This window comes from Curvibacter delicatus NBRC 14919 (assembly GCF_001592265.1).
GTDB classification, from domain to species: Bacteria; Pseudomonadota; Gammaproteobacteria; order Burkholderiales; family Burkholderiaceae_C; genus Hylemonella; species Hylemonella delicata.
Map to the genome: position 1 here is coordinate 60,362 of NZ_BCWP01000012.1, position 23,540 is coordinate 83,901.

27 protein-coding genes are annotated in these 23,540 nt (G+C 63.2%); 19 read left to right on the plus strand and 8 right to left on the minus strand.

Annotation, left to right across the window (positions count from 1 at the left end; genetic code table 11):
- Positions 1 to 59 precede the first annotated feature (59 nt).
- Positions 60 to 707 carry a DUF47 domain-containing protein gene (locus CDE01S_RS07725; protein WP_066705588.1) on the plus strand — a complete coding sequence of 216 codons (648 nt, stop codon included), beginning with the start codon at positions 60 to 62 and terminating at the stop codon, positions 705 to 707.
- Between the two features lie 12 nt (positions 708 to 719).
- Entirely contained in the window at positions 720 to 1,730 is a 1,011-nt protein-coding gene (locus tag CDE01S_RS07730; protein WP_066705593.1) for an inorganic phosphate transporter, read from the plus strand.
- 54 nt (positions 1,731 to 1,784) lie between these two features.
- Here CDE01S_RS07730 and CDE01S_RS07735 read toward each other — a convergent pair whose 3' ends face one another.
- Together CDE01S_RS07735 and CDE01S_RS07740 are read right to left on the minus strand one after the other, a co-directional pair.
- Positions 1,785 to 2,231 carry a TM2 domain-containing protein gene (locus CDE01S_RS07735; RefSeq protein WP_066705595.1) on the minus strand — a complete coding sequence of 149 codons (447 nt, stop codon included), beginning with the start codon at positions 2,229 to 2,231 and terminating at the stop codon, positions 1,785 to 1,787.
- A gap of 10 nt (positions 2,232 to 2,241) precedes the next feature.
- The gene (locus CDE01S_RS07740) at positions 2,242 to 2,769 is read right to left on the minus strand and encodes a GNAT family N-acetyltransferase (RefSeq protein WP_066705598.1); all 528 of its coding nucleotides are present in this window, start codon (positions 2,767 to 2,769) and stop codon (positions 2,242 to 2,244) included.
- 144 nt (positions 2,770 to 2,913) lie between these two features.
- On the opposite strand from CDE01S_RS07740, the gene rpsP reads away from it, so the two are divergent.
- From rpsP to CDE01S_RS07770, 6 genes are all read left to right on the plus strand, one after another.
- Complete coding sequence (rpsP, locus tag CDE01S_RS07745; protein WP_066705600.1) at positions 2,914 to 3,168, plus strand: 30S ribosomal protein S16; 255 nt, start codon at positions 2,914 to 2,916, stop codon at positions 3,166 to 3,168.
- Between the two features lie 9 nt (positions 3,169 to 3,177).
- Complete coding sequence (gene rimM / locus CDE01S_RS07750; RefSeq protein WP_174525455.1) at positions 3,178 to 3,741, plus strand: ribosome maturation factor RimM; 564 nt, start codon at positions 3,178 to 3,180, stop codon at positions 3,739 to 3,741.
- Between the two features lie 93 nt (positions 3,742 to 3,834).
- Positions 3,835 to 4,593: a tRNA (guanosine(37)-N1)-methyltransferase TrmD gene (gene trmD, locus CDE01S_RS07755; RefSeq protein WP_066705604.1), complete on the plus strand. Its 759-nt coding sequence runs from the start codon at positions 3,835 to 3,837 to the stop codon at positions 4,591 to 4,593.
- A 121-nt stretch (positions 4,594 to 4,714) separates the two neighbouring features.
- Positions 4,715 to 5,089 (plus strand): 50S ribosomal protein L19, encoded by a 375-nt coding sequence (gene rplS / locus CDE01S_RS07760; protein ID WP_066705606.1) that lies wholly within the window; start codon positions 4,715 to 4,717, stop codon positions 5,087 to 5,089.
- A 93-nt stretch (positions 5,090 to 5,182) separates the two neighbouring features.
- Complete coding sequence (locus tag CDE01S_RS07765; protein ID WP_245636131.1) at positions 5,183 to 5,884, plus strand: CoA pyrophosphatase; 702 nt, start codon at positions 5,183 to 5,185, stop codon at positions 5,882 to 5,884.
- A gap of 51 nt (positions 5,885 to 5,935) precedes the next feature.
- Positions 5,936 to 6,889: a CobD/CbiB family protein gene (locus CDE01S_RS07770; RefSeq protein WP_066705608.1), complete on the plus strand. Its 954-nt coding sequence runs from the start codon at positions 5,936 to 5,938 to the stop codon at positions 6,887 to 6,889.
- Positions 6,890 to 6,961: 72 nt separating this feature from the next.
- On the opposite strand, the gene rsgA is transcribed toward CDE01S_RS07770, so the two are convergent.
- From rsgA to CDE01S_RS07785, 3 genes are read right to left on the minus strand one after another with little or no spacing between them, the layout of a single operon-like run.
- Positions 6,962 to 7,891: a ribosome small subunit-dependent GTPase A gene (gene rsgA, locus CDE01S_RS07775; RefSeq protein ID WP_066705613.1), complete on the minus strand. Its 930-nt coding sequence runs from the start codon at positions 7,889 to 7,891 to the stop codon at positions 6,962 to 6,964.
- Between the two features lie 4 nt (positions 7,892 to 7,895).
- Positions 7,896 to 8,216 (minus strand): 4a-hydroxytetrahydrobiopterin dehydratase, encoded by a 321-nt coding sequence (locus tag CDE01S_RS07780; protein WP_066705615.1) that lies wholly within the window; start codon positions 8,214 to 8,216, stop codon positions 7,896 to 7,898.
- Between the two features lie 11 nt (positions 8,217 to 8,227).
- Positions 8,228 to 9,496, minus strand: a complete 1,269-nt coding sequence (locus CDE01S_RS07785) for a M48 family metallopeptidase (protein WP_066705617.1) — start codon at positions 9,494 to 9,496, stop codon at positions 8,228 to 8,230.
- A gap of 36 nt (positions 9,497 to 9,532) precedes the next feature.
- Between CDE01S_RS07785 and orn the strand changes: the two genes are divergently transcribed.
- Positions 9,533 to 10,102, plus strand: coding sequence for an oligoribonuclease (orn, locus tag CDE01S_RS07790; RefSeq protein WP_066705619.1), 570 nt, complete (start codon positions 9,533 to 9,535; stop codon positions 10,100 to 10,102).
- A 215-nt stretch (positions 10,103 to 10,317) separates the two neighbouring features.
- A complete protein-coding gene (locus CDE01S_RS07795) occupies positions 10,318 to 12,105 on the plus strand; it encodes a DEAD/DEAH box helicase (protein ID WP_066705620.1) in 1,788 nt (595 codons plus the stop codon).
- Positions 12,106 to 12,158: 53 nt separating this feature from the next.
- Here CDE01S_RS07795 and CDE01S_RS07800 read toward each other — a convergent pair whose 3' ends face one another.
- On the minus strand, positions 12,159 to 12,605 hold the full coding sequence (locus tag CDE01S_RS07800; RefSeq protein WP_157077072.1) for a hypothetical protein: 447 nt from the start codon (positions 12,603 to 12,605) through the stop codon (positions 12,159 to 12,161).
- 130 nt (positions 12,606 to 12,735) lie between these two features.
- Here CDE01S_RS07800 and CDE01S_RS07805 point away from each other — a divergent pair, with 130 nt between their 5' ends.
- Together CDE01S_RS07805 and CDE01S_RS07810 are read left to right on the plus strand one after the other, a co-directional pair.
- Positions 12,736 to 13,416, plus strand: coding sequence for a transglutaminase-like cysteine peptidase (locus CDE01S_RS07805; RefSeq protein WP_218016507.1), 681 nt, complete (start codon positions 12,736 to 12,738; stop codon positions 13,414 to 13,416).
- A gap of 24 nt (positions 13,417 to 13,440) precedes the next feature.
- Positions 13,441 to 15,327, plus strand: a complete 1,887-nt coding sequence (locus CDE01S_RS07810) for a bifunctional diguanylate cyclase/phosphodiesterase (RefSeq protein ID WP_066705622.1) — start codon at positions 13,441 to 13,443, stop codon at positions 15,325 to 15,327.
- A gap of 66 nt (positions 15,328 to 15,393) precedes the next feature.
- Here the strand turns inward: CDE01S_RS07810 and cysQ are convergent, their stop codons facing one another.
- Together cysQ and CDE01S_RS07820 are read right to left on the minus strand one after the other, a co-directional pair.
- Positions 15,394 to 16,233 (minus strand): 3'(2'),5'-bisphosphate nucleotidase CysQ, encoded by an 840-nt coding sequence (gene cysQ / locus CDE01S_RS07815; RefSeq protein ID WP_245636132.1) that lies wholly within the window; start codon positions 16,231 to 16,233, stop codon positions 15,394 to 15,396.
- Entirely contained in the window at positions 16,224 to 16,790 is a 567-nt protein-coding gene (locus tag CDE01S_RS07820) for a hypothetical protein (RefSeq protein ID WP_157077073.1), read from the minus strand. The genes cysQ and CDE01S_RS07820 overlap by 10 nt, the downstream gene beginning before the upstream one ends.
- Positions 16,791 to 17,029: 239 nt before the next feature.
- On the opposite strand from CDE01S_RS07820, the gene CDE01S_RS07825 reads away from it, so the two are divergent.
- From CDE01S_RS07825 to CDE01S_RS07855, 7 genes are all read left to right on the plus strand, one after another.
- A complete protein-coding gene (locus CDE01S_RS07825; RefSeq protein WP_066705625.1) occupies positions 17,030 to 18,229 on the plus strand; it encodes an ABC transporter substrate-binding protein in 1,200 nt (399 codons plus the stop codon).
- Positions 18,230 to 18,255: 26 nt separating this feature from the next.
- Positions 18,256 to 19,176, plus strand: coding sequence for a branched-chain amino acid ABC transporter permease (locus CDE01S_RS07830; RefSeq protein WP_066705627.1), 921 nt, complete (start codon positions 18,256 to 18,258; stop codon positions 19,174 to 19,176).
- Positions 19,169 to 20,170, plus strand: coding sequence for a branched-chain amino acid ABC transporter permease (locus CDE01S_RS07835; protein WP_066705629.1), 1,002 nt, complete (start codon positions 19,169 to 19,171; stop codon positions 20,168 to 20,170). Before CDE01S_RS07830 ends, CDE01S_RS07835 begins: the two co-directional genes overlap by 8 nt.
- Entirely contained in the window at positions 20,167 to 20,937 is a 771-nt protein-coding gene (locus CDE01S_RS07840; protein ID WP_439648671.1) for an ABC transporter ATP-binding protein, read from the plus strand. The genes CDE01S_RS07835 and CDE01S_RS07840 overlap by 4 nt, the downstream gene beginning before the upstream one ends.
- Positions 20,934 to 21,644 (plus strand): ABC transporter ATP-binding protein, encoded by a 711-nt coding sequence (locus CDE01S_RS07845; protein WP_066705631.1) that lies wholly within the window; start codon positions 20,934 to 20,936, stop codon positions 21,642 to 21,644. The genes CDE01S_RS07840 and CDE01S_RS07845 overlap by 4 nt, the downstream gene beginning before the upstream one ends.
- A gap of 112 nt (positions 21,645 to 21,756) precedes the next feature.
- Positions 21,757 to 22,167, plus strand: a complete 411-nt coding sequence (locus CDE01S_RS07850; protein WP_157077074.1) for a hypothetical protein — start codon at positions 21,757 to 21,759, stop codon at positions 22,165 to 22,167.
- A 202-nt stretch (positions 22,168 to 22,369) separates the two neighbouring features.
- The gene (locus tag CDE01S_RS07855; protein ID WP_245636133.1) at positions 22,370 to 23,536 is read left to right on the plus strand and encodes a TolC family protein; all 1,167 of its coding nucleotides are present in this window, start codon (positions 22,370 to 22,372) and stop codon (positions 23,534 to 23,536) included.
- Positions 23,537 to 23,540: the final 4 nt, after the last annotated feature.

The following is a 23,540-nucleotide window of genomic DNA, read 5'->3' on the forward strand; positions in this document are numbered from 1 at the left end:
GTTAAACTTCACCCCGTTTTCAGTCATTTCACTGACGAGCCAAGAATTAGGAGAGCTTCATGCTGTTTGGGAAATTAATGCCGCGCGACGGCAACTTTTTTGAGATGTTCAATCAGCATGCGGACCGCATCGTGGAGGCAGCACGCGCTTTCTCCCAGCTGGTGGCGCACTACAGCGACCTCAATCTGCGTGATCAGTACAACCGCGATGTCGATGCCGCGGAGCAGGCGGCCGACCGCATCACACGCGAGGTCAACCAGTCCTTGCACAAGACCTTCATCACGCCGATCGACCGTGAACAGATCCACTCGTTGATCAACACCATGGATGACGTGGCCGACCTGATCCAGGATTCGGCGGAGACCATGGCGTTGTACGACGTGCGCCACATGACGGAAGAGATCATCCGGCTGACCGAGCTCAGCGTGAAGTGCTGCGAGCGCGTCAAGGATGCGGTCTACCTGCTGGACAACATTGGCGACGCCAAGACGGCGGAAGCCGCGCTCAAGACCTGCGAGGAGATCGACCGCCTCGAGTCCGACGCCGACCGCGTGATGCGAACCGCCATGAGCAAGCTGTTCCGCGAGGAACCCGATGTGCGCGAGGTGATCAAGCTCAAGGCCATCTACGAGTTGCTGGAGACCGTGACCGACAAGTGCGAGGACGTGGCCAACCAGATCGAGGGCATCGTCCTCGAAAACGCCTGATCGGGCCCCGGCATGGAAAGCGTACAGAGCGCCCTCTGGGTGATCATTCTGCTGGTGTTCCTGGCACTGGCCTTCGACTTCATGAACGGGTTTCATGACGCCGCCAACTCGATTGCCACGGTGGTGTCGACCGGCGTGCTGCGGCCCGGGCAGGCGGTGCTGTTTGCCGCCTTCTTCAACTTCGTGGCCATCTTCATTTTCCACCTCAGCGTGGCGGCGACAGTGGGCAAGGGCATCGTGCAGCCGGGCGTGGTCGATGTCCATGTGGTGTTCGGTGCACTGATCGGCGCCATCAGCTGGAACCTGATCACCTGGTACTACGGCATTCCCAGCAGCTCGTCGCATGCGCTGATCGGCGGCATCGTCGGTGCCGTGATCGGCAAGGCCGGCACCGAGGCGCTGATTTCCACCGGCATCATCAAGACGGTGGTCTTCATCTTCGTGTCACCCTTGCTCGGCTTTCTGCTGGGCTCGTTGATGATGTTGCTGGTGGCCTGGCTGTTCCGTCGCACGACACCGTCGCGCGTGGATCGCTGGTTCCGTCGTCTGCAACTGGTGTCCGCGGGTGCCTACAGCCTGGGGCATGGCGGCAACGATGCGCAAAAGACCATCGGCATCATCTGGATGCTGCTGGTCGCAACCGGCTACATGACCTCGGTCGACACCTCGCCGCCGACCTGGACGGTGGTGTGCTGCTACATGGCCATCGGTGCCGGCACCATGTTCGGCGGCTGGCGCATCGTCAAGACCATGGGGCAGAAGATCACCAAGCTCAAGCCGGTCGGTGGTTTCTGCGCCGAAACCGGCGGAGCGCTCACGCTTTTCATCGCCACCGCCCTGGGCATCCCGGTCTCCACCACCCACACCATCACCGGTGCCATCGTCGGTGTGGGCTCGGCTCAGCGTGCCAGCGCGGTGCGCTGGGGTGTGGCCGGCAACATCGTCTGGGCCTGGATCTTCACCATCCCGGCCAGCGCCTTTGTGGCCATCGTGGCCTACTGGTTGAGCCTGACGCTTTTCTGATGCTATCTAATTGATAGCGTTTGGCGCTGATTCCGCAAGGACTCAGCGCCATTTTCATTGTGAAATCTTGCGTGCTTCCTCGATCTGGTACTCGAAGTAGCGCTGGAAGCTGAAGGCGATGCTGGCCATCAGCACCGCGGTGCCGATCAGCAGTGAGCAGGCAATGGCACCGATGGTCAGCCAGCTGGTGCTGCCGGCCGGATGGTCGCTGGCGAGCGTCGGGTTGAAGCGGGCATTCCACTTTTCAGGCGTCATGAGACCGTAGACGATGGCGTTGAGCGCACAGCCGGCGATGGTGAAGCCCACCAGCGGGATCAGCACCCAGCTCACGGGATCGTCCTGGCCATATGTCTGCACCCGTTCCACGCCATACAGGCCCAAGGCGGTGGGGATGGGCAGCAGCCAGCCCAGAAAGTCGCCCAGGCCATAGAGGTAGAAACGGTGCAGGCCCAGCGGGCCGGTGAGGAAGGTGAGCCAGGCGGCGAACGTCTTGTTTTTCATGGCGCTATTGTCAGGGATGCGTTGGCGCGGTGCGGTCTCCCAAACCCAGCGATTTTTCCATCAGAACGGTGTCGAGCCAGCGGTCGAACTTCCAGCCGCTGGCGGTCAGCACCCCAACGGGCGTGAAGCCGCAGCTGCGGTGCAGGCCGATGGACGCGGCATTGGCCGAGTCGCCGATCACGGCAATCAGCTTGCGCATGCCGGCGCGTTCGGCGGCGGCTGACAGTTCGGTCAGCAGCGCCCGGCCCAGCCCCTGGCCGCGGGCCTGGGGCGCCAGGTAGATGGAGTCTTCGGCGGCATAGCGGTAGGCCGGGCGCGGGCGAAACCAGTTGCAGTAGGCGTAACCCAGCACCTGGCCCTGGTCTTCGGCCACCAGCCAGGGCAGGCCGCGTGCCAGCACCTCGGCGCGGCGGGCCTGCATGTCGGCCGGAGAGGGGGGATCCAGCTCGAACGTGCCGGTGCCGTGCAGCACATGATGGGCATAAATCGAGGTGATGGCGACAATATCTTCGTCGCGGCTGGGGCGGATGATAGGCATAAGCGGCAGAAACGTTATAATCACAAGCTTTTCAGTGTGTCGCTGGCCGGGTGGCTATGTCGCGTGTCTCAAACACTGAAAGATTTCGTACTGGATGGTTCTATTCGAGTCTGAATGGAATATCCACCACCCAAAGGATAAATCATGGTCGTTATTCGACTCTCTCGTGGCGGCTCCAAGGCACGTCCGTTCTTCAACATTGTCGTCTCCGACAAGCGTAACCGTCGTGACGGCCGTTTCATCGAGCGTATCGGTTTCTACAACCCGATCGCCACCGCCGCTGAGGAAAGCATCCGCATTGCGCAGGATCGCCTGACTTACTGGGTGGGTGTGGGCGCGCAAGCCTCTCCGACCGTGGAACGCCTGATCAAGCAAGCTGGCAAGAAAGCTGCCGCTTAATTGGCATCCATGCTGCCCGGCCTCGAAGCCGCTGAATTGCCAGCGGACGCCATCGAAGTCGGGCGCATTGCGGATGCCTGGGGCATCAAGGGCTGGTTCAAGGTCCTGCCCTACAGCGCCGATCCCGAGGCGCTGTTTTCTTCCAAATGCTGGTATCTGCTACCGGCCGAGAAAGGCGCAAAAACCTTTGCCGGTCCGGCCAAGCTGGCCATTCGTGAAGCCAAAGAGCATTCCGACAGCGTGGTCGCCTGTGCGCAGGACGTGCCTGACCGCAATGCTGCCGAAATGTTGCGTGGCGCCCGCATTTTTGTGGCGCGTTCCAGTTTCCCTTCTCCCGAGCAGGATGAGTACTACTGGGTTGACCTGATCGGTCTGGCGGTGGTCAACCGCGAGGACGTCGCCTTGGGCACCGTGCGCGAACTGCTGTCCACCGGGCCGCAAACCGTGCTGGTCATCAGCTACGAGCAGGATGGCAAACCGGCCGAGCGCATGATTCCCTTTGTGTCTGCCTATGTCGACGAGGTGGACCTGGCGGCACGCCGCATCCGAGTCGACTGGCAACCCGACTATTGACTGGAAATGGCCCCCACGCTTGTCACCGCGTGTACTGCGCTGCCCTCCGAGGGGGCCGCAGCCGCCTTGGGACGGCCCGGCGGCGACTGAGCCATGCGCTTTGACGTCCTCACCCTGTTTCCCGAGCTGTTTGCGCCACTGCTGAGCAGCGGCATCACGCGACGCGCCTACGAGTCGGGCCAGGTGCAGGTGAACCTGCACAACCCGCGCGATTTTGCCGAGGGCAACTACCGCCGCGTCGACGACCGGCCATTCGGTGGCGGCCCCGGCATGGTCATGATGGCCGAGCCGCTGTCGCGCTGTCTGCAGCAGGCCCAGGCGCAGCGCCCCGCACGTGCGCCGGTGGTGCTGTTCTCGCCGCTGGGCAAGCCGCTCAACCACGCCATGGTGGAACGCTGGGCCGCCAGCGAGGGCGCGGTGCTGGTCTGTGGCCGCTACGAAGGCATCGACCAGCGCTTTATCGACGCCCATGTGGACGAGCAGATCAGCCTGGGCGACTTTGTACTGTCGGGTGGCGAGATTGCCGCCATGGCGCTGCTCGACGCCGTGGCGCGGCTGCAGCCCGGTGTGCTGGGGGATGCCGACAGCCATGCCCAGGACAGCTTCAATCCGGCGCTGGACGGCTTGCTCGATTGCCCGCATTACACCCGGCCCGAGGTTTGGGAAGGGCAGGGCGTCCCTGAGGTGCTGCTGTCCGGCCACCACGGTCAGATCGAGCGCTGGCGCCGCGAGCAGAGGCTGGCACTGACGGCTCGCCTGCGGCCGGAATTGATCGCCCAGGCCCGTGCGGCCGGGCGCCTGAACCGTCTGGACGAGGCCTTTCTGGCTGGTCTGGCGCGCCAGAACGCCTGAACCAGGCGCTTCCTGCTATAATTTCAGGCTTTCCAGATCCTCTGGCCGGCCGCTTTGCCATCCCGGTAAAGCCTTTTGTGTCATTCCGACACTGGCGCGGACAAGATCATTAGAGGTAACCATGAACCTGATCCAGACCCTCGAGCAAGAAGAAATTGCTCGCCTCGGCAAGACCATTCCCGAATTCGCCCCCGGTGACACCGTCATCGTGAACGTCAACGTGGTTGAAGGCGCCCGCAAGCGCGTCCAGGCCTACGAAGGCGTGGTGATCGCCAAGCGCAACCGTGGCCTCAACAGCGGCTTCACCGTGCGCAAGATCTCCAGCGGCGAAGGCGTGGAGCGTACGTTCCAGACCTACAGCCCGCTGATCGCCAGCATTGAAGTCAAGCGCCGTGGTGACGTGCGCCGCGCCAAGCTGTACTACCTGCGTGACCGCAGCGGCAAGTCGGCCCGTATCAAGGAAAAACTGCCGGCCAAGAAGACTGCTGCCGAATAAGCAGCCGGTCTTTGCGCCCCAAGCCGCCACAAGCCTGTGCTTGAGGCGGCTTTTTTGTTTTGAGTCCTTTGTTTCCTGTCCCAGGTGCTGCCGGTGTCGTCTTCCGATCACATCACCCCGCTGTCCAAGCTGCCGAACTTCGATCCGCGCCAGGTCCCGGTGGTCGGGGTGGATGCGCATCTGCCCGCCGTGCCGCGCGAGCAGTTGCAGCCCGAGGCGCTACGCCAGCGTTTCGTGACGCCGCCGGCATGGCAGCCCGAGGTTCGCATGGAGCCGCGTTTCACGCAGCGCGCGCCCGTGCCGGCGTCGGTGCTGGTGCCGATCGTCGCGCACGCGCGGCCCACGGTGCTGCTGACCCAGCGTACCAGCCACCTGGCCAACCATTCGGGGCAGATTGCCTTTCCCGGCGGCAAGGTGGATGACACCGATGCCGATTCGGTGGCCGCCGCCCTGCGTGAGGCCGAGGAGGAGGTGGGGCTGACGCCGGATTTCATCCAAGTGCTCGGCACGCTGCCGATCTACACCACCGGCAGCGCCTTCATCATCACGCCCGTGGTGGCGCTGGTGCGGCCCGGCTTCATACTCGCGCCCAACGAAGGCGAGGTGGCCGACGTGTTCGAGGTACCGCTGGACTTCCTCATGAACCCGGCCCACCATCGGCGCCACCGCCTGATGGCCGAAGGGCTGCAGCGCGACTGGTTTTCCATGCCCTACCAGGATGCCGACATGGAGCGCTTCATCTGGGGTGCCACGGCCGGCATGCTGCGCAACTTCTATCGCTTCCTGGCGGCCTGATTGCGCCGGTGCGCGGCGTGAAGGCGCGGTTCGGGCCGCTATGATGGCAACATGAGTTTTTTCGCCATTCTTGTCGCATTGTTGCTGGAGCAGGCCCGTCCCCTGGCCAGCGGCAACATGGTGCATGCCGGCGTGCGGGGCTGGATGCGCTGGATCATTCGCAATCTCGATGCCGGCCGCCAGCCGCATGGCTGGCTGGCCTGGTTTTTTGCCGTCGCTTTTCCCACGCTGCTGGCGCTGGCCATTCACTGGCTGCTGTGGAGCCTGCTGGGCTGGTGGGCTGCCGTGCTGTGGAATGTGGTGGTGCTCTATGTCTCGCTCGGTTTCCGTCAGTTCAGCCACCATTTCACCGACATCCGCGATGCGCTCGATGCGGGCGACGAGGCGCAGGCGCGCCAATTGCTGGCCCAGTGGCGGCAGACCGATGTGGGTGAGTTGTCGCGGCGCGAAATCGTGCGCCAGGTCATTGAGCAATCCGTGCTGTCCGCGCACCGGCATGTCTTTGGCGTGCTGGCCTGGTTTTCGATCCTGGCGGCCTTTGGCCTGGGGCCGGCAGGCGCTGTGCTCTACCGCCTGACCGAGTTCGCGGCGCGTTACTGGCCGCATGTGTCGCAGCGCCAGGGGCAGCCGGTGAGCGAGGCGGCACGCGCTGCCGCCAGCCAAGCCTGGCATTGGGTTGACTGGTTGCCGGCGCGCATCACAGCACTGGGTTTCGCCGTGGTTGGCAGCTTCGAGGACGCCATCGACAGCTGGCGCAGCCACGAAGCCCAACTGGATGCCAGCAATGACGGTGTGATCCTGGCGGCCACGGCCGGCGCCGTGAATGTGCGCCTGGGCGCACAGGCGCCGGTGGTCGGGCTGGAGGAAGAGGTGGAGGCCCCAAGCACAACGCGGCAAGAGCCCGAGCTGGCCCATTTGCGCAGCATCGTCGGCCTGGTCTGGCGCTCGGTGGTGATGTGGATGCTGCTGCTGGCACTGCTCACGCTGGCACGGCTGCTCGGCTGAAACATTGGCACCCGCACGTCCACACGACGTGCCCGCTACCCTTAAAGAGACATCAAGGCGCCGCGCGGGCGTTCAATAGCGCCGCTGCGACAATTCGGCAAACAGGTCGCTATAGATTTTGTAGCGCGTTGCGCTTATTTCAGGCGGCGTGGCGTCTGATTTGAGTGCGGATATCACGCCGCAGCCGGGCTCATGCAGATGGGTGCAGTTGTAGAACTTGCAGTTTTTTACCCAGGTCTTCAGGTCCGGCATCAGGCTGGCCAGGTGCATGGGGTCGATGTGCTGCAGGCCGAATTCCTGAAAACCCGGTGAGTCGATCAGGGCCATGCTGCGCGCCTCGTCCGCCCAGTACCAGTGGGTGCTGGTGGTGGTGTGCTTGCCTGAGTTCAGCGCGGTCGAGATCTCACCGGTGAGCACTTGCGCGCCCGGCACCAGCTGGTTGATCAACGTGCTCTTGCCGGCGCCTGACGGACCGAGCACCAGCGTGGTCTTGGCTTGCAGTTGCGCTCGCAGTGTGTCGAGTTCCGGCACCATGCCTTCGGCCTTGGGTTTCAGTGCCAGCGGCAACACGGTGTAGCCCATGCGCCGGTACGGTTCCAGCCGCACCCAGGCGCAGGCGAACGGTTCGGCCAGGTCGCTCTTGTTGAGGGCGATGATGGGTGTGATGCGTTCGGCCTCGGCCGCGATCAGGGCGCGTGCCAGCTGGCTTTCGGAGAATTCCGGCTCGGCCGCGATCAGGATCAGCACCTGGTCCAGGTTGGCGGCAAAGCTCTTGGTACGGACTTCGTCCTGGCGGTAGAACAGGTTGCGCCGCGTCTCGATTTTTTCGATCGTGCCCTCGTCGCCGCTGGCCAGCCACAGCACACGGTCGCCGACGACGGCCTGGCTTTTCTTGCCGCGCGGGTGGCAAATCAGGCGCCGGCCTTCCGGGGTTTCCACCACGACGTGGCGGCCATGGGTGGCGACCACCAGGCCGTTGTCGAGTTCTGCGGCTTGGCTCAAGCAGTCACCTCAGCAGGGCATCAACCAGCGCGGCGCAATCGAAATCGGCGCGTGTGATGCCGCCGGCATCGTGGCTGCGCCAGCGCACCGTGCAATGGCGATAGGCCACCGACAGCTCAGGGTGGTGATCCTGCCGCTGCGCGATGAAGGCCACGGCATTGGCAAAGGCCATGGCAGCCTGGAAGTCGGGGAACGGGAAGTGTTTCTCGATCGCCAGTTCCGGACCGTCGCCGCTGAGGCGCCAGCCGTCCAGCTGCGCCAGATTTGCTACGATTTCCGTAGCTGTCAGCGCACGTTTGACAAAGGTTTGGGGCTGAGTTGTCATCGAATTCCCGCTCATGCCGTCAGTCGCGCCAGCCGTTCGGAGGCCGGCGGATGCGAATAATAAAAGGCCACGTACAGAGGGTCCGGCGTCAGCGTGGAGGCGTTGTCCTCGTAGAGCTTGAGCAGGGCGTGCCCCAGGTCCGCGCCATTGGTCTGCTGGGCGGCATAGGCATCGGCTTCGAACTCGTGCTTGCGCGAGAACAGGGCCAGCAGCGGCGCAATGAAGAAGCTGAACACCGGTGACACCAGCACGAACAGCAGCAGCGCCAGCGCATCGTTGGCCGCATCCAGGTTCGGGTTGACGCCCAGGCCGGTGTAGAACCAGCCCTGCGTGGCCAGCCAACCCAGCAACGCGAAGCCGGCCAGGCTCAGGGCGAACAGGCTGACGATGCGCTTGACGATGTGCTTGTGCTTGAAGTGGCCCAGCTCATGCGCCAGCACGGCGTCCACCTCACCGGGGCTGAGCTTGGCCAGCAGCGTGTCGAAGAACACCACGCGCTTGGCGGCGCCGAAGCCGGTGAAGTAGGCGTTGGCATGCGCACTGCGCCGGCTGCCGTCCATCACGAACAGCCCTTTGGCGGCAAAGCCGCAGCGCTGCATCAGCGCCGTCACGCGCGCCTTCAGGCTCTCGTCTTCCAGTGGCTGGAATTTGTTGAACAGCGGGGCGATGAAGGTCGGGTAGATCAACAGCAACAGCAGGTTGAAACCCATCCACACGCACCAGGCCCACAGCCACCAGGTCGGACCGGTGGCCCCCATGACCCACAGGATGAGCGCGGCGATCGGCAACCCGATCAGGGCGCCGAGCACGGTGGATTTGACGAGGTCGACCAGCCAGAGCTTGAAGTTCATCTTGTTGAAGCCGAAGCGCTGCTCGATGACAAAAGTCTGGTACAGCGAGAGTGGCAACTCGACCAGGCTGCCGATCAGCACAAAACCGGCGATCAGCGCCAGTTGCTGCAGCATGCCGCTGCCCAGCCATTGCTGCAGCGCCTGGTTCAGCAGATGCAGGCCGCCGAACAGCGTCCAGCCCAGCAGCACAGCGGCACCGACCGCGGTTTCCAACAGACCGAATCGTGTCTTGGCCAAGGTGTAGTCGGCGGCTTTCTGATGGGCCGCCAGCGTGATGGTCTCGGTAAAGGCGACGGGGACTGCACTGCGGTGCCGTGCCACGTGGCGGAGCTGGCGCGTGGCCAGCCAGTACTTCAGGACGAGACCCAGCAGCAGGGCCACGGCGAAGGCCAGTGTCAGAGCCAGGGAAGGGGAAAGCGTTGATGACATGGGAGGCGAGTGTAGGCCATCGGCGACAATCGGCCCATGGCTGACACGAACACCCCACTTCCGAAATCCGACCTCAACCTGGTCTGGCTCGACTGCGAAATGACCGGGCTGGATCCGGAGCAGGAACGTCTGATCGAAATCGCCGTTGTCGTCACCGGCCCGAACCTGGAGCCGCGCATCGAAGGGCCGGTGCTGGTGATCCACCAGAGCGACGAGGTGCTGAACAGAATGGACGCCTGGAACAAGGGCACGCACGGCCGCAGCGGCCTGATCGACAAGGTGAAGGCATCCACCCTAAGCGAGCACGAGGCTGAGGCGCAACTGACGGCTTTCCTCTCCAAGTACGTGCCCAAAGGCAAGTCGCCCATGTGCGGCAACAGCATCGGCCAGGACCGGCGCTTTCTGGTGAAGTACATGCCCAAGCTGGAGGCTTTTTTCCACTACCGCAATGTCGACGTCAGTACCTTCAAGGAGCTGGCCCGGCGTTGGCGGCCCGAGGTCTACAGCAGCTTCAAGAAACAGCAGAAGCACACGGCGCTGGCTGATGTGCACGAGTCCATCGACGAACTGCAGCACTACCGCACGCATTTCCTGAAGCTCGATTAGGTGAAAACCCTGATCTGTGTCATAATTCAAGGCTGCGCTGCAAAAGCAGTGCATTTTGTGCATCTCCCTTCACACACCGGACTCCTGGCCACGCGGCTGAGATGAGTCCCCGGTGCCGGCCTCAAGGCCAGCGCAGGTTCCGTTTGATGGTTGATGTTTTTTAACCATTGACGGAGCCACTGCAGACCCTGCGGTGCTCGCGTGTGAGTAAATCCATGACCGACACTTTTGAAGTGACGGGCGAACTGTCGCCTGTCGAATCCACTATGGCCACCGAAACCGAGCAGGCTGTGCCCAACGGTTTCGTGCAACTGGGCCTGGCGCCCGAACTGATCCAGGCCGTGGCCGACCTCGGCTACACCCAGCCGACCCAGGTCCAGTCCGAAGTCATTCCGCAGGCCCTGCCGACCGACGCCGAGGGCGGCGCGCCGCAGCGTTTCATCGACCTGATGGTCTCCAGCCAGACCGGCAGCGGCAAGACCGCGGCCTTCCTGCTGCCCGTGCTGCACACCCTGATCCAGCAGCAGGCCCATGCGGCCGAGAAAGAGCGTACCGCTTTCGAAAACGCCTGTGCCGAAGCCGCTGCCAAGGGCGAGCCGGCTCCCAAGCGCCCCAAGCGCCAGGACCCGACCAACCCACGTCATTTCAAGGCCGCCACTCCCGGTGCCCTGATCCTGTGCCCGACGCGCGAGCTGGCGCAGCAGGTGGCGCACGACGCCATCGAGCTGGTCAAGCACTGCCGCGGCCTGCGCATTGCCAACGTGGTGGGCGGCATGCCCTACCAGATCCAGATCGCCAAGCTGCAGAACGCCAACCTGGTGGTGGCCACACCCGGCCGCCTGCTGGACCTGCAGCGCTCGATGCAACTCAAGCTCGACCAGGTACAGTTCCTGGTGGTGGACGAGGCCGACCGCATGCTCGACCTCGGCTTCTCCGACGACCTGGCCGAGATCAACCAGCTGACGGCACAGCGCCGCCAGACCATGATGTTCAGCGCCACCTTTGCACCGCGTATCCAGCAGCTCGCCATGCGCGTGATGCACGACAACGGCGCCTCCGTGAAGAAGGTGCAGATCGACACGCCGCAGGAAAAGCACGCCAACATCAAGCAGGTGCTGTTCTGGGCTGACAACGCCCAGCACAAGCGCCAGCTGCTCGACCACTGGCTGCGCGATGCAGGTATCGACCAGGCGATCGTGTTTGCCAGTACCCAGGTGGAGTGTGACGGCCTAGCCAACGACCTGCAGCAGGACGGCTTCTCTGCCGTGGCGCTGCACGGTGCCCTGAGCCAGGGCCTGCGCAACCGTCGCCTGATGGCGTTGCGCCAAGGCCAGGTGCAGATTCTGGTGGCCACCGATGTGGCGGCGCGCGGCATCGACGTGCCCACCATCACCCACGTGTTCAACTTTGGCCTGCCGATGAAGGCCGAGGACTATACGCACCGTATCGGCCGCACCGGCCGTGCCGGCCGCGATGGTCTGGCGGTGACCTTTGCCGAGTTCCGCGACCGTCGCAAGATCTTCGACATCGAAGGTTACAGCCAGCAGAAGTTCAAGGCCGAGGTGATTCCGGGCATGGAGCCCAAGCAACGCATGCCCGAGCCGCGTTCCAACGCCGGCTTCGGTGGTCGCAACAGCCGTGGTGGCGACTTCGGGCGCGATCGCAAGTTCGGTGGCGGTGGCCGCAGCGGTGGTTTTGGTGGCAACCGCGGCGGCTTCGGGGCGGAGCGTCCCAATGCTGGCGGCTTTGGTGGTGGTTATGCCCAGCGCGATGAGCGCGGTGGCGATCGCCGCGAAGGCTTCAGCTACGAGCGCAAGGGTGGTTTCAACGACCGTTTTGCCGGCGATGGCCGCCGTGGTGGTGACGCTCCGCGTGGTGACTTTGGTGACCGCAAACCGGCGTTCGGCGCCAAGCCTGCATTTGCCAAGCCAGGCAATGGCGGTGGCAAGGTCTTCGTGCCGCGTGATGCAGCCAAGAAGCGCGCGCCGCGTCCTGCACGCTGATCAGCTTCTGACCTGACCCCAAGCCCGCCTGACCTTGCGTCGGCGGGCTTTTTTCATTGCAGGCGCAAAGCGCCTTCGGCGGTTGTGACGATGCGCTTGCCTGGGGGGAGCGTGAGGTAGGCCACGGCGTTGGCTGGCTCCAGGCCGAAGGTCAGGCTGGCCGGCCCGCGCGCGCCGCGGCCGCTGGCGAAGCCGCTGGTTTCGCTCAAGGCATTGAAGCTCAGCGAGACCTCGGTGTTGTCGCTGCATTTCAGGTTGATCGCACCGCTCTTGCTGGCGGTGTAGCGCATATTGCCCATGCATTGAAGACCACCGCCAGCACTCAATGCCACGGTGCCGGTGCGGTCAGTGAAGAGTTTCACCTCGCCGGACAGCAGTGTTTCATTCACCACGGCCAGTGCAGGCGCAGACGAGGAGATCAGTCGCATGCCGACGTCATTGATCTTGGCGCAGCCGGCCAGGGACAAAACGAGCATCAAGTGGGTGGTGAGGGCTTTCATAGCTCCAAGATGATAGGGGACAGATACCGGTTCAGTGAAATGAATTCCCGGGTGTTTGGCAGTCAATTGTCGTCATGGACGTGGTTGCGAGTCGAAAATTGTGGGCAATGCGGTGTGAATACTCCGTAAGATGCTTGGCATGATTTGGTGGTGTCGATCATGGGCGGTCAAGTGGATCTGGGTCAACATTCTGTCCCTGCTCGTTCTGGCCGGCATGGCGGCAACCAACCTGGACCGTCTCCAGCAACTGGCGCTGAGCCGCTACGGCGTCGAGGTGGCGCGTCTGGTGGGCGAGTGGCGTACCCTGCTGCCGCCAGTACCGGGGTCGAATGAGCTGGACAAGCTCGAACGCATCAACAACTTCTTCAACCGCCGTATCCGTTGGGTGGAAGACTCGGTGCTGTGGCAGCAGGACGACTACTGGGCTACCGTGCTCGAGACCCTGGGCAAGGGCGCGGGCGACTGTGAGGACTTTGCCATCGCCAAGTACGTGAGTCTGCTGCTGGCCGGTGTGCCCGAAAGCAAGCTGCGCCTGACCTACGTTCGCCTGCAGCGGCCGGAGCGCACCGAGCCGGAGGCGCACATGATCCTGGCCTACTACGCGACCCCGTCCAGCGAACCGCTGATCCTGGACAACTTCAACCCCGATATCAAGCCGGCTGCACAGCGGCCGGACCTGACGCCCGTCTATGCCTTCAACGCCACCCAATTGTGGTTCCGCGGACCCAACCCGTCCAGCTCGGATCCCACGGTTCGCATCTCGCGCTGGCGCGATGTGCTGGCGCGGCTGCAGGCAGAGCACACGTTATAGAACTCGACTTGAGGGAGCTGCACCATGTCACTGGTCAAACGTTTATGGATTGCCATCTGCCTGATCATTCTCGCCGCGGTACTCAGCGCGGGCATCATCAACATCCGTTCGGCCCAGCACTACCTGGAAAATGAACTCAAGGTCAAAAACCTTGACAACGCCACGGCGCTGGCCCTTACCCTCTCGCAAAGCGCCAGCGATGTGGTCACGGTCGATTTGCTGCTGAGTTCACAGTTCGACCTCGGCCACTATCAGCATATCGATTATCTGGGGCCCGATGGTCGTCTCATGGCCCATCGTGAGCGGACCACCCTGCCGCCGGCTGTGCCAGCCTGGTTCATGCGACTGTTCCCGATCGCACCTGAACCCGGTACGGCTGTGATCCAGCACGGCTGGACGCAACTTGGCAGCATCCAGCTGCGAAGTGACCCATCCTTTGCCTACGACTCCTTGTGGCACTCGGCACTGGAACTGGCCGAACTGTTTCTGCTCGGTGGCCTATTCGTTGGCGCGCTGGGCATGGTCTACATCCGACGCGTGCTTCAGCCGCTGCAACGTGTGGTGGAGCAGGCTGAAGCACTGGCCGAGCGGCGCTACCTTGAAATCCCGCCGCCGCGCACACGGGAGTTCCGTCTCATCATCGAGGCCATGAATCGGCTGGCGCACAGGACCAAAGTTCTGCTGGATGATGAAGCGACACGCCTGTACAAGCTCAAGACAGAACACGAGGTCGACGCACGTACCGGTTTCATGGTGGGCGAGGTCTTCCGCCGGAATGCGGCCGACGAGATCGAACGCGAGAGTACAAATCCACAAGGCCTGTTGCTGCTGGTGCGCATCGCCAATCTGGAGGAACTCAACCGCGAGATCGGGCGTCAGCAAGCCGATCGCCTGATCGGATTGATGGCGCAGCAAATGCGCCAGGCACTGCAAGCCCAAACGGGTGTGCATTACGGCCGCCTCGGCGCGGCGGAGTTCGGCATCCTGTTGCCGGGTCAGGGCGACAGCGCGGCTGTCTTGCAGCAACTCCATGCCAGTCTGCTGCAGGTGGAGCACAGCAACCTGGTGCAGCTCAGTTATGGCGCGACGTGTTACGAGGCGCACAGCGATCTGTTCGAGTTGCTGTCGGCTTGCGAGCAGCACATGGCACCAGTGGATGCTGAAAGACTGACGCTGCTGGTGTCAGGAGGAATGCAGCCTTCGCACTCGGCACGTGAGTGGGAGCAGATCCTGCAGGTGGCGCTGCGCAAGCACGAATTCCAATTGGCGCTCTATCCGGTGCGCGGCCGCAACAACAGCTACCTGCATACGGAGGCGCCGGCGCGGCTTCACTCCAGTGTGTGCGGTGAAACACTGGTGGCAGGTGCTTTCCTGCCTTGGGCACGGCGCCAGGGCCTGGTCGGGCAGGTTGATCTTGAAATCCTGGCGCAGACCTTGGCGACGGTCGAGCGCCATGGGCATGACATCTGCATCAATCTCGGCTACGAATCGGTTTGCGATGAAGGCTTGATGCAGCGCATCATCGACATGATGGAACAGAGTAAAGCGCAGTCTGCTCAGCTCTGGTTCGATGTGGGTGAAGAGATCGCTTTCGAACACCCGCAGGCCTTTGCTCGTTTCTGCGAGCGCCTGCGTCCGCTGGGGTGCAAGATTGGCATTGAGCACCTCGATCATCACGTCGGACACCTGGCGCGCCTGCACGGTCTGGGTCTGCATTACATCAAGCTCAGCCGCACCTTGGTGCAGGATGTGGGGCATGAAGAGACCGCCCAGGCGCTGCTTCGCGGTCTGTGCACCATCGGTCACACCATGGGTATGCTGGTCATTGCCGAAGGGGTGTCGCAGAGCGACGATGTGCCGCTCTTGTTCGACCTGGGCCTGGATGGGGTCACTGGCAGCGCTGTGGTCTGATCGTCCAGCCACGGTCGCCTCCAGCCTCGCCTGGCGCGGTGCAGTCCGTCATCAGGCCGCGATTGATTACGAAAGGCTTGTCCGTTGCGAAAGCGATGAGCTTGCCGCCACAAAGTGTGGATTCAACACGTCGGGCTTGCCATAGCGAACAGGTGTGCCGTCAAGTTTCAGCACGCAGCCCCCAGCGGCTTCCAGCACCGCTTGCCCGGCGGCGGTGTCCCACTCGCAAGTCGGGCTCAGCCTGGGGTAGAGGTCGGCGCTGCCTTCGGCAATGCGACAGAACTTCAGTGAACTGCCGGCATGCATCAGTTCGTGAGGACCCAGCCGGTTCAGAAAAGCCTGCGTTTCGGGATCCATGTGGCTTTTGCTGGCCAGTACCCGCAGCGTCCGGCCGGATCGCTTTTGTTCGGATGTGACACGGATGGCTTCGGTCTCCTGCGAACTTTGGCGAAAGGCGCCGAGACCGGTTGCCCCCCAGTAGGTCAAACCCAGCGCTGGCGCCACCACCACGCCCAGCACGGGGTGGCCATCTTCAATCAGCGCAATGTTGACGGTGAACTCGCCATTGCGAGCCAGAAACTCCTTGGTGCCGTCCAGAGGGGCCACCAGCCAGAAGCGTCCCTGATGCTGGCGGTGTACCTGTGAGGCGCCATCTTCTTCCGAGACGACAGGGATACCGGGTGTCAGGCGGGCCAGCGCCTGGGCGATTACCTGATGCGCAGCCAAGTCAGCCTGTGTCAGCGGGCTGCCATCGGCCTTGTGCTGAATGTTGTCAAGTGCTGGCATTGCCGCATAGACCGCCATGACGGCTGCACCAGCGTCTTGTGCGATGCGTATTACTTGAGGTTGTAAATTGTGAAATGTCATGGGCATGATTGGATGCTGTAGTGTCAGGTTCAAGTCCAAGCTGTCAATTCCCAGCGGACATGGTCTTCGCGTCCTTGGTAGCTGCGGTCCCCAATAATTAGGTATTCTCCCCAGACCTCTCGAGCGGCCCATCGGCCAATCTCCGGAACCAGCCAGACGATTTCCTTGCGGATCGAGTTAATCCGGGAAATGTCGTAGTGCTGCAGACGAATGAATTTCTCGATTCGCAGGGCATCGAACTGGCCATGCGGGAGGTAGATCTTTTCCCATGCCTTGACGGTGGTCTGGACATGAATCCAGAAGCGGAAGGAAAAATTGTCCAACCGGTAGTGGGTACTGATGGCGTTTGTCGTGCCGACGGCCAGTGATGGCGGCCAGATCGGGAGCGGACTTTCGTAATTCTGCACGAAGTCCCAAGTCGGATCGCGCAGGACCTGACCCCATTGAAGATGTTGCTCTTCGGGGAGCGTTTGCTGTGGACCGGCCGTTCTGCGAAGGACGATACGCGGTTCCAGGGCAACCACTTCCTCGCGTTTTGTTGCCAGCAACTGGCTGTTGTACCCATTGAACTTCTGGTAAGTCCATGAATGCCCCAAGGTAGGCGATCGTAATGGGGGCAGGCGGGCAGGCCTGCCGAGCGGTTCGGTACGGAGTGTACGGAGCGGTTGAAAGGCACATCCGGCAGGCAAAGCCAGTAGCGCCAGAACGGTTTTGCGTCTTGAGGAGTCCATGCGGCAACAGTAGCTGTCTGAGGAAGGAAATCAAACGGAAGCGGTCACGATAGCAGACGGTATCATTCCCTGGGACGTCTTTACCCAAGCCAACAGGAAGCACCATGAAACATACGCTGCCCAGCGCCATCTTGCGCCGTACCCTGATCGCCGCTGCCACGGCAGCCGTCTTGACCACGCCGGCATTGGCTGCCGACAACATCAAGGTCGGCCTGTTGTCCACACTGTCCGGCCCGGGCGCGGGGCTGGGCATCGACATCCGTGACGGTTTCCAGCTGGCAGTCAAGCTGAACGGCGGCAAGCTCGGCGGCCTGCCGGCCGAGGTGGTGGTGGCCGACGACCAGGCCAGCCCGGACGTGGGTCGCCAGACGGCCGACCGCCTGGTCAAGCGTGACAAGGTCGATTTCATGACCGGCATCGTGTTTTCCAACGTGATGCTGGCCGTGGGTGCGCCGACTTTCGCGGCCAAGACTTTCTACATCAGCGCCAATGCCGGTCCCTCGCAGTACGCCGGCGAGCAGTGCAATCCCTACTTCTTCAGTGCCTCTTACCAGAACGACAACCAGCACGAGGCAGTGGGCAAGACCGTCACCGACAAGGGGTTCAAGCGCGTGGCGCTGATCGCGCCCAACTACCCGGCGGGTAAGGATGCGCTCACCGGCTTCAAGCGCTTCTTCAAGGGGGAGGTGGTGTCGGAGAGCTACACGCCGCTCAACCTGCTGGACTACGGGGCCGAGCTGTCCAAGCTGCGCGCGGCCAAGCCGGACGCGGTCTACATCTTCCTGCCCGGCGGCCTGGGCATCAACTTCATCAAGCAGTTTGTCGGTGCCGGCCTGTCCAAGGACATGACGCTGTTCGGCCCCGGTTTCTCGGGCGACGAGGACGTGATCAAGGCCGTGGGCGAACCCATGCTGGGCATGTTCAACACCTCGCAGTGGGCGCATGACCTCGACAACGCTGCCAACAAGAAGTTCGTGGCTGCCTTCGAGAAGGAATACGGCCGTCTGCCCACGCTGTATGCAGCGCAGGGGTTTGACGCGGCACAGCTGATCGCTGCCGCGGTGCGCGACACCAAAGGCAAGGTCGAGGACAAGGCTGCCGTGCGCAAGGCCCTGGAAGCGGCCAAGTTCGACTCGGTGCGCGGGGCCTTCAAGTTCAACAGCAACCACTTCCCGGTGCAGGACTACTACCTGCGCGTCATCACCCGTGATGCCAAGGGCCGCATCACCAACCGCACGCTGGGCACGGTGTTCAAGAACCATGCCGATGCCTATGTGGGCAAATGCAAGATGGCGGCTAACTGAGATCGACGGATGGTGGCTGACCTTTGATGAGCGGTGTTCTGCTTCTGGAGCAGGCCTTGAATGGCCTGCAGTTCGGGCTCATGCTGTTTTTGCTGGCGGCGGGCCTGACGCTGGTGTTCGGCATCATGGACATGATCAACCTGGCGCACGGCTCGCTCTACATGGTGGGCGCCTACCTGGTGGCCGCGGCCACCGCCGCTTCGGGCTCGTTCTGGCTCGGGCTGACGGCAGGTGTTGCGGGCGCGGCGTTGTTCGGTGTGCTGCTGGAACTCACCGTGTTGCGTCGCCTCTACCAACGGGACCATCTGTCGCAGGTGTTGGGCACCTTTGCCATTCTGCTGATGTGCAACGAGGCGGTGCGCTTCATCTGGGGTTCGCAGCCGGTGCTGCTGAGTCCGCCCGAATCGCTGGCCGGTCCGGTGGCGTTGCTGCCCGGTTTTGATTACCCGGCTTATCGCCTGCTCATCATCGGCGTCGGGTTGGCGGTGGCGTTGTTGCTGTGGGTGCTGATCACGCGCACGCGCTTGGGCATGCAGGTGCGCGCCGGTGCGTCCAATCGCGAAATGGCGCTGGTCATGGGCACCAATGTGCGGGTCCTGTTCACCGCCCTGTTCGGTTTGGGTGCCGCCTTGTGCGCCGTGGCCGGCGGCATGCTCGGGCCGCTGCTGGCGGTGCAGGTGGGCATGGGCGAAAGCATCCTGATCCTGGCCTTCGTCGTCATTGTCATCGGTGGTATCGGGTCGGTGCGTGGCGCGTTGCTCGGCGCGCTGCTGGTGGGGGTGGTCGATACCGCCGGCCGCACGCTGATTCCCATGGCCTTCGAGGCGCTGCTGGGGCCCGAGGCCGCCAGCAACGCCGGGCCCGCCGTGGCTTCCATCCTGATTTACGTGCTGATGGCCGCCGTGTTGTTCTGGAAGCCGAAAGGTCTTTTTCCGTCCCATGGCTGATGCGCTGCTGAACTCTGCCGCGCCGTCTGCAGCCGTGGTGCCGCGCAGTCTGCTGGACCATGCGCTGTCACTGCGCTGGTCGCTGCCACTGCTGGCGGTCTTGCTGGTGTTCCCGTGGCTGGCACCGCTGATTGGCGGTGATTTCTACCTCGGTCTGGCGGCGCGTGTCCTGATCTTTGCGTTGGCAGCCAGCAGCCTGAACCTGATCCTCGGCTTTGGTGGCATGGTGAGTTTTGGCCATGCGGCTTTTATCGGCGTGGGCGCCTATACGGTGGGCGTGCTGGCGCAGGCTGGCATCAGTTCCGCCTGGCTGGTCTGGCCGGTCGCCATGGGCGTGAGTGCGCTTTTTGCGCTGGTCATCGGCGCCATCAGCCTGCGCACGCAGGGCGTGTACTTCATCATGATCACGCTGGCCTTCGCACAGATGCTCTATTACCTGGCCGTGTCCAACAAGGCCTATGGCGGTGACGATGGCTTGTCACTGCCCGGACGCTCGACCGTTGGCTTCGGTCTCGACCTGGCGGATGAACGGACTTTCTATTACGTCACTTTGCTTTTGGCGATGTTGGCGTTTGTCCTGATGTGGCGGCTGCTCAACGCGCGCTTTGGCCACACGCTGCAGGCCATCCGCGAGAACGCGCCGCGCATGGAGGCCATCGGTTTTCCTGTTTACCGTTTCAAGCTTGTTGCCTTCAGCATCGCCGGTGCGCTGGCGGGGTTGGCGGGCGTATTGCTGGCCAATCTGGGCAGTTTCGTCAGTCCGTCAATGATGCAGTGGAACCAGTCGGGGCTGTTGATGGTCATGGTCATCCTGGGCGGTGTCGGGCATTTGTGGGGGGGCGTCGTCGGTGCGGTGGTGTTCCTGCTGCTCGAAGAGGTGTTGAGCCACTACACCATTTACTGGCAATTTCTGCTGGGTGCCGTACTGCTGGCGGTGGTGCTGGCGGCACCCAATGGTTTGATGAGCCTGCTGCGCCGGAAGGACCGATCGTGAGCGGCGTGCTGCTTCAGGTCGAAGGCTTGCTCAAGCGGTTTGGTGGTCTGGTGGCCACGGACCGTGCGCAACTGGCCGTGCGTGCCGGTGAGATCCACGCGTTGATCGGCCCCAACGGCGCCGGCAAGACGACGCTGATCCAGCAACTCTCGGGTGCGCTGGCACCCGATGCCGGGCGCATCGTCTTGGATGGCATGAACATCACATCGTTGTCCATGCATGAGCGCGTGCACCGCGGTCTGGCGCGCTCCTACCAGATCACCAGCATCTTCGGGCGTCTGCCGGTGCTTGATAACCTGGCGTTGGCCTTGCAGGCGCGCCAGGGGAGCAGTCTGGGCTTCTGGCGTGCGGCGCGCGCGGACGTCCAACGTTACGCGCAAGCGGCCACGGTGGCCGAGCGCGTCGGTCTGGGTGGGCAGTTGCAGCAACTCGCAGGGGCCCTGTCCCACGGCCAGCAGCGCCAGCTGGAGGTGGGCATTGCGTTGGCCACCGGCGCGAAGCTCTTGCTGCTGGACGAGCCCATGGCCGGCATGGGAGCGGAGGAGTCCGAACGCATGGTGACGCTACTGCAGAGCCTGCGCAGCGAGTACACCCTGCTGCTGGTCGAGCATGACATGGACGCGGTGTTCCGGTTGGCCGACACCATCTCGGTGTTGGTGGCCGGTCGCGTGATCGCCAGTGGATCGCCACAACAGATTCGTGCCCATTCCGAAGTCCGGCGCGCCTACCTGGGCGATGATTTTGAAATGGCGGAGGTCGACGCATGACGGCCCTGCTCGAGGTTGAAAATCTGGAGACGGCCTACGGCCCCAGTCAGGTGCTGTTTGGTGTCAGTCTGCGCCTGGGTGCTGGTGGCGTGGCCACCCTGCTGGGGCGCAACGGCATGGGCAAGACCACCACCGTGCGCTCTGTCCTTGGCCTGACGCCGCCACGCAGTGGCACGGTGCGCTTTCTCGGCGAACGCATTGACGGCCGGAGCACGGACCGCATTGCGCGCATGGGGCTGGCGTTGGTGCCCGAGGGGCGGCAGATCTTCCCCAATCTGAGCGTGAACGAAAACCTGCGTGCTTTTGCAGCCAAGCGCAACGCGAGCCGGGACCCCTGGACGCTCGAGCGCGTTTATGCGCTGTTTCCCCGTCTGGCCGAACGCAGCCGCAACATGGGCAACCAGCTCTCGGGCGGTGAGCAGCAGATGCTGGCCATTGGCCGTGCGCTCATGACCAATCCGCACCTGCTGATTCTGGATGAGGCCACTGAAGGCCTGGCACCCCTGATTCGCGAGGAAATCTGGCAGTGCCTGGCGGCCTTGCGCGCGCAAGGGCAAAGCATCCTGGTGATCGACAAGTACGTGCAACGCCTGATCGAACTGGCCGACCAGCACACCATCATCGAACGCGGACGCGTGGTCTGGGCCGGCAGTTCGACGCAACTCGCTGCCGACCCGGGCTTGTGGCACCGCTATATCGGGGTCTGAGCGCGACCAGAAGCCCGGCCCGCCACAGGAATTGAGGCAGCGTCTATTTCCATCCTGACACTCAGGAAAAGAAAAATCTGGCCTAATTCTTGCGCATCAAGGCCATGTCTTGATGCCTGACAACACCATGCACCCCCTTGCGCCACTTCCTGCTCGTTCCCGTACAGACCATGTGTTCTGGCCGCGGCGCGCGCTGGTCGGGTTGCTGTGTGCAGGTCTACTCATGTGCCTGCTGGGTCTGCTGGTGAATGCGAAAACCTTGCCGACGCCGCCTTTGCAGTCAGTGACCGACATGGTGTCTGCCGCGCACGGGCACACGGCGACTATGCTGGCCTGCAGTGCCACGCAATTGCAAGGCACCTGCACCGATGCCGATCAAGGCGATTGGGCAGACCTGGATGTCTTGCCGGCTTTGCCCCTTGCCATGCACGTGTTGCGGGTCTTGCATTCGATCGAGACCCGGACGCCGTTGATTCAGGTGGGTGTGCAACCTGGCTTGCCACCACCACGCAGCCTGGGCTGATCTTTCCACTTTTGTTGTTGTTCTGAGGCGGACCGGCCATGCCGGTGTGCCGCCGTGGATATTTGCCTGTGAGTCCTAGCGTATGAGATACCTTGTCAACTGGAAACCCCTGATGTGCTTGCTGCTCTGGCCGGCGATGCATGCCTGGGCGCAGCCGGCGTCAACGCAGATGGCGAACTCAGCGCCCCACAACGGGCCATCGTTGAGCTTGCCGGAATTGATAAGCACCATCCTGGTGCACAACCCCGGCCTGCAGGTTGCACGCCGCGCGCGTGACCAAGCTGCGGCCGGTGTGAGCACGGCCGCTGCGCTGGCCAACCCCCGGCTGGAGTGGAGCGAAGGCCAGACCCAGGCCCGCTTGGCTTCGGCCAATCCTGGTCGGGTGCAGGGCTGGGCGCTGTCGCAGTTCATCGAAAACCCGGTGCTGCGGGGCGCGCGCATGGAGGCCGCCCGTGCCAACGAGCGCGGCAGCAGCCATCAGGTCGCCATCGTGCGTAACGAACTGGCAGCACAGGTTCAGCTGCGTGCCTTTGAATACCTGCTGCGCCGGGCCGAGGTACGTGCGACCACCGAGGACGTGGCCTTGCTGGAGCAGGTACGCGAACGCGTACGGTTGCGGGTGGAAAGCGGCGAAGCCGCGCGTTACGAGATCATCAAGGCCGATGCGGAAATCATCAATGCGCGTCAGCGCCAGCAAAACGCCACGCTGCAGGCTGAACAGGCGCTGTTGAGTCTCAACCGGCTGGCAGCCGGCCAACTGCCGGCACGCTGGAGCCTGCGCGGCGCGCTCGACGACGAGATTCGCCTGGGCGAACTCGACGAAATACAGCGCCAGGCGCAGCTCCACAACCCGGAGATCAAGGCGCTGCAAAGCCAGGTGGAGAAGGCACAGAGCCAGCAGCAGGCGGCACGCGCCAGCCGCTGGCCCGGTGTCGAGGTGCGTTACACCGAGTCGACGGATGTCGAACTGCGCCATGGCACGCTGGGCGTGCAGGTGCAGATTCCGCTGCTCGACCAGCGCAGCGGTCCGATGGCGGAAGCCGCGGCCGAACTGGAGCGTGCCCGCATCCGGCTGGAGGGGCGTCAGGCGGAAATGCGCCAGCAGGTCTTGCAGGCCTGGAAATCACTGGAGATGGCCCGCTTGCGTGTGGAAGCGCTGGGGCAGGGCGCCATGCGCGAGGCCGAGGCAGCGCTGCGTGTGGCCCAGGCCGCTTACCGTTTTGGCGAGCGCGGCATTCTCGATGTGCTTGATGCCCAGCGCGTTTTGCAGTCCGTACGTGCCGACCTGCTCGATGCGCGCTACCAGGTACAGGCTGCGCGCATTGACCTCGACTACCTCGCCGGCCGTTACGCCGAAGACAATCTTTGATTCC

Coding starts and splice junctions, on each gene's coding strand:
- CDE01S_RS07725 (WP_066705588.1), top strand. CDS start 60: ATGCTGTTTGGGAAATTAATGCCGCGCGACGGCAACTTTTTTGAGATG.
- CDE01S_RS07730 (WP_066705593.1), top strand. CDS start 720: ATGGAAAGCGTACAGAGCGCCCTCTGGGTGATCATTCTGCTGGTGTTC.
- CDE01S_RS07735 (WP_066705595.1), bottom strand. CDS start 2,231: ATGAAAAACAAGACGTTCGCCGCCTGGCTCACCTTCCTCACCGGCCCG.
- CDE01S_RS07740 (WP_066705598.1), bottom strand. CDS start 2,769: ATGCCTATCATCCGCCCCAGCCGCGACGAAGATATTGTCGCCATCACC.
- rpsP (WP_066705600.1), top strand. CDS start 2,914: ATGGTCGTTATTCGACTCTCTCGTGGCGGCTCCAAGGCACGTCCGTTC.
- rimM (WP_174525455.1), top strand. CDS start 3,178: ATGCTGCCCGGCCTCGAAGCCGCTGAATTGCCAGCGGACGCCATCGAA.
- trmD (WP_066705604.1), top strand. CDS start 3,835: ATGCGCTTTGACGTCCTCACCCTGTTTCCCGAGCTGTTTGCGCCACTG.
- rplS (WP_066705606.1), top strand. CDS start 4,715: ATGAACCTGATCCAGACCCTCGAGCAAGAAGAAATTGCTCGCCTCGGC.
- CDE01S_RS07770 (WP_066705608.1), top strand. CDS start 5,936: ATGAGTTTTTTCGCCATTCTTGTCGCATTGTTGCTGGAGCAGGCCCGT.
- CDE01S_RS07780 (WP_066705615.1), bottom strand. CDS start 8,216: ATGACAACTCAGCCCCAAACCTTTGTCAAACGTGCGCTGACAGCTACG.
- CDE01S_RS07785 (WP_066705617.1), bottom strand. CDS start 9,496: ATGTCATCAACGCTTTCCCCTTCCCTGGCTCTGACACTGGCCTTCGCC.
- orn (WP_066705619.1), top strand. CDS start 9,533: ATGGCTGACACGAACACCCCACTTCCGAAATCCGACCTCAACCTGGTC.
- CDE01S_RS07795 (WP_066705620.1), top strand. CDS start 10,318: ATGACCGACACTTTTGAAGTGACGGGCGAACTGTCGCCTGTCGAATCC.
- CDE01S_RS07800 (WP_157077072.1), bottom strand. CDS start 12,605: ATGAAAGCCCTCACCACCCACTTGATGCTCGTTTTGTCCCTGGCCGGC.
- CDE01S_RS07805 (WP_218016507.1), top strand. CDS start 12,736: ATGCTTGGCATGATTTGGTGGTGTCGATCATGGGCGGTCAAGTGGATC.
- CDE01S_RS07810 (WP_066705622.1), top strand. CDS start 13,441: ATGTCACTGGTCAAACGTTTATGGATTGCCATCTGCCTGATCATTCTC.
- CDE01S_RS07825 (WP_066705625.1), top strand. CDS start 17,030: ATGAAACATACGCTGCCCAGCGCCATCTTGCGCCGTACCCTGATCGCC.
- CDE01S_RS07830 (WP_066705627.1), top strand. CDS start 18,256: ATGAGCGGTGTTCTGCTTCTGGAGCAGGCCTTGAATGGCCTGCAGTTC.
- CDE01S_RS07835 (WP_066705629.1), top strand. CDS start 19,169: ATGGCTGATGCGCTGCTGAACTCTGCCGCGCCGTCTGCAGCCGTGGTG.
- CDE01S_RS07845 (WP_066705631.1), top strand. CDS start 20,934: ATGACGGCCCTGCTCGAGGTTGAAAATCTGGAGACGGCCTACGGCCCC.
- CDE01S_RS07850 (WP_157077074.1), top strand. CDS start 21,757: ATGCCTGACAACACCATGCACCCCCTTGCGCCACTTCCTGCTCGTTCC.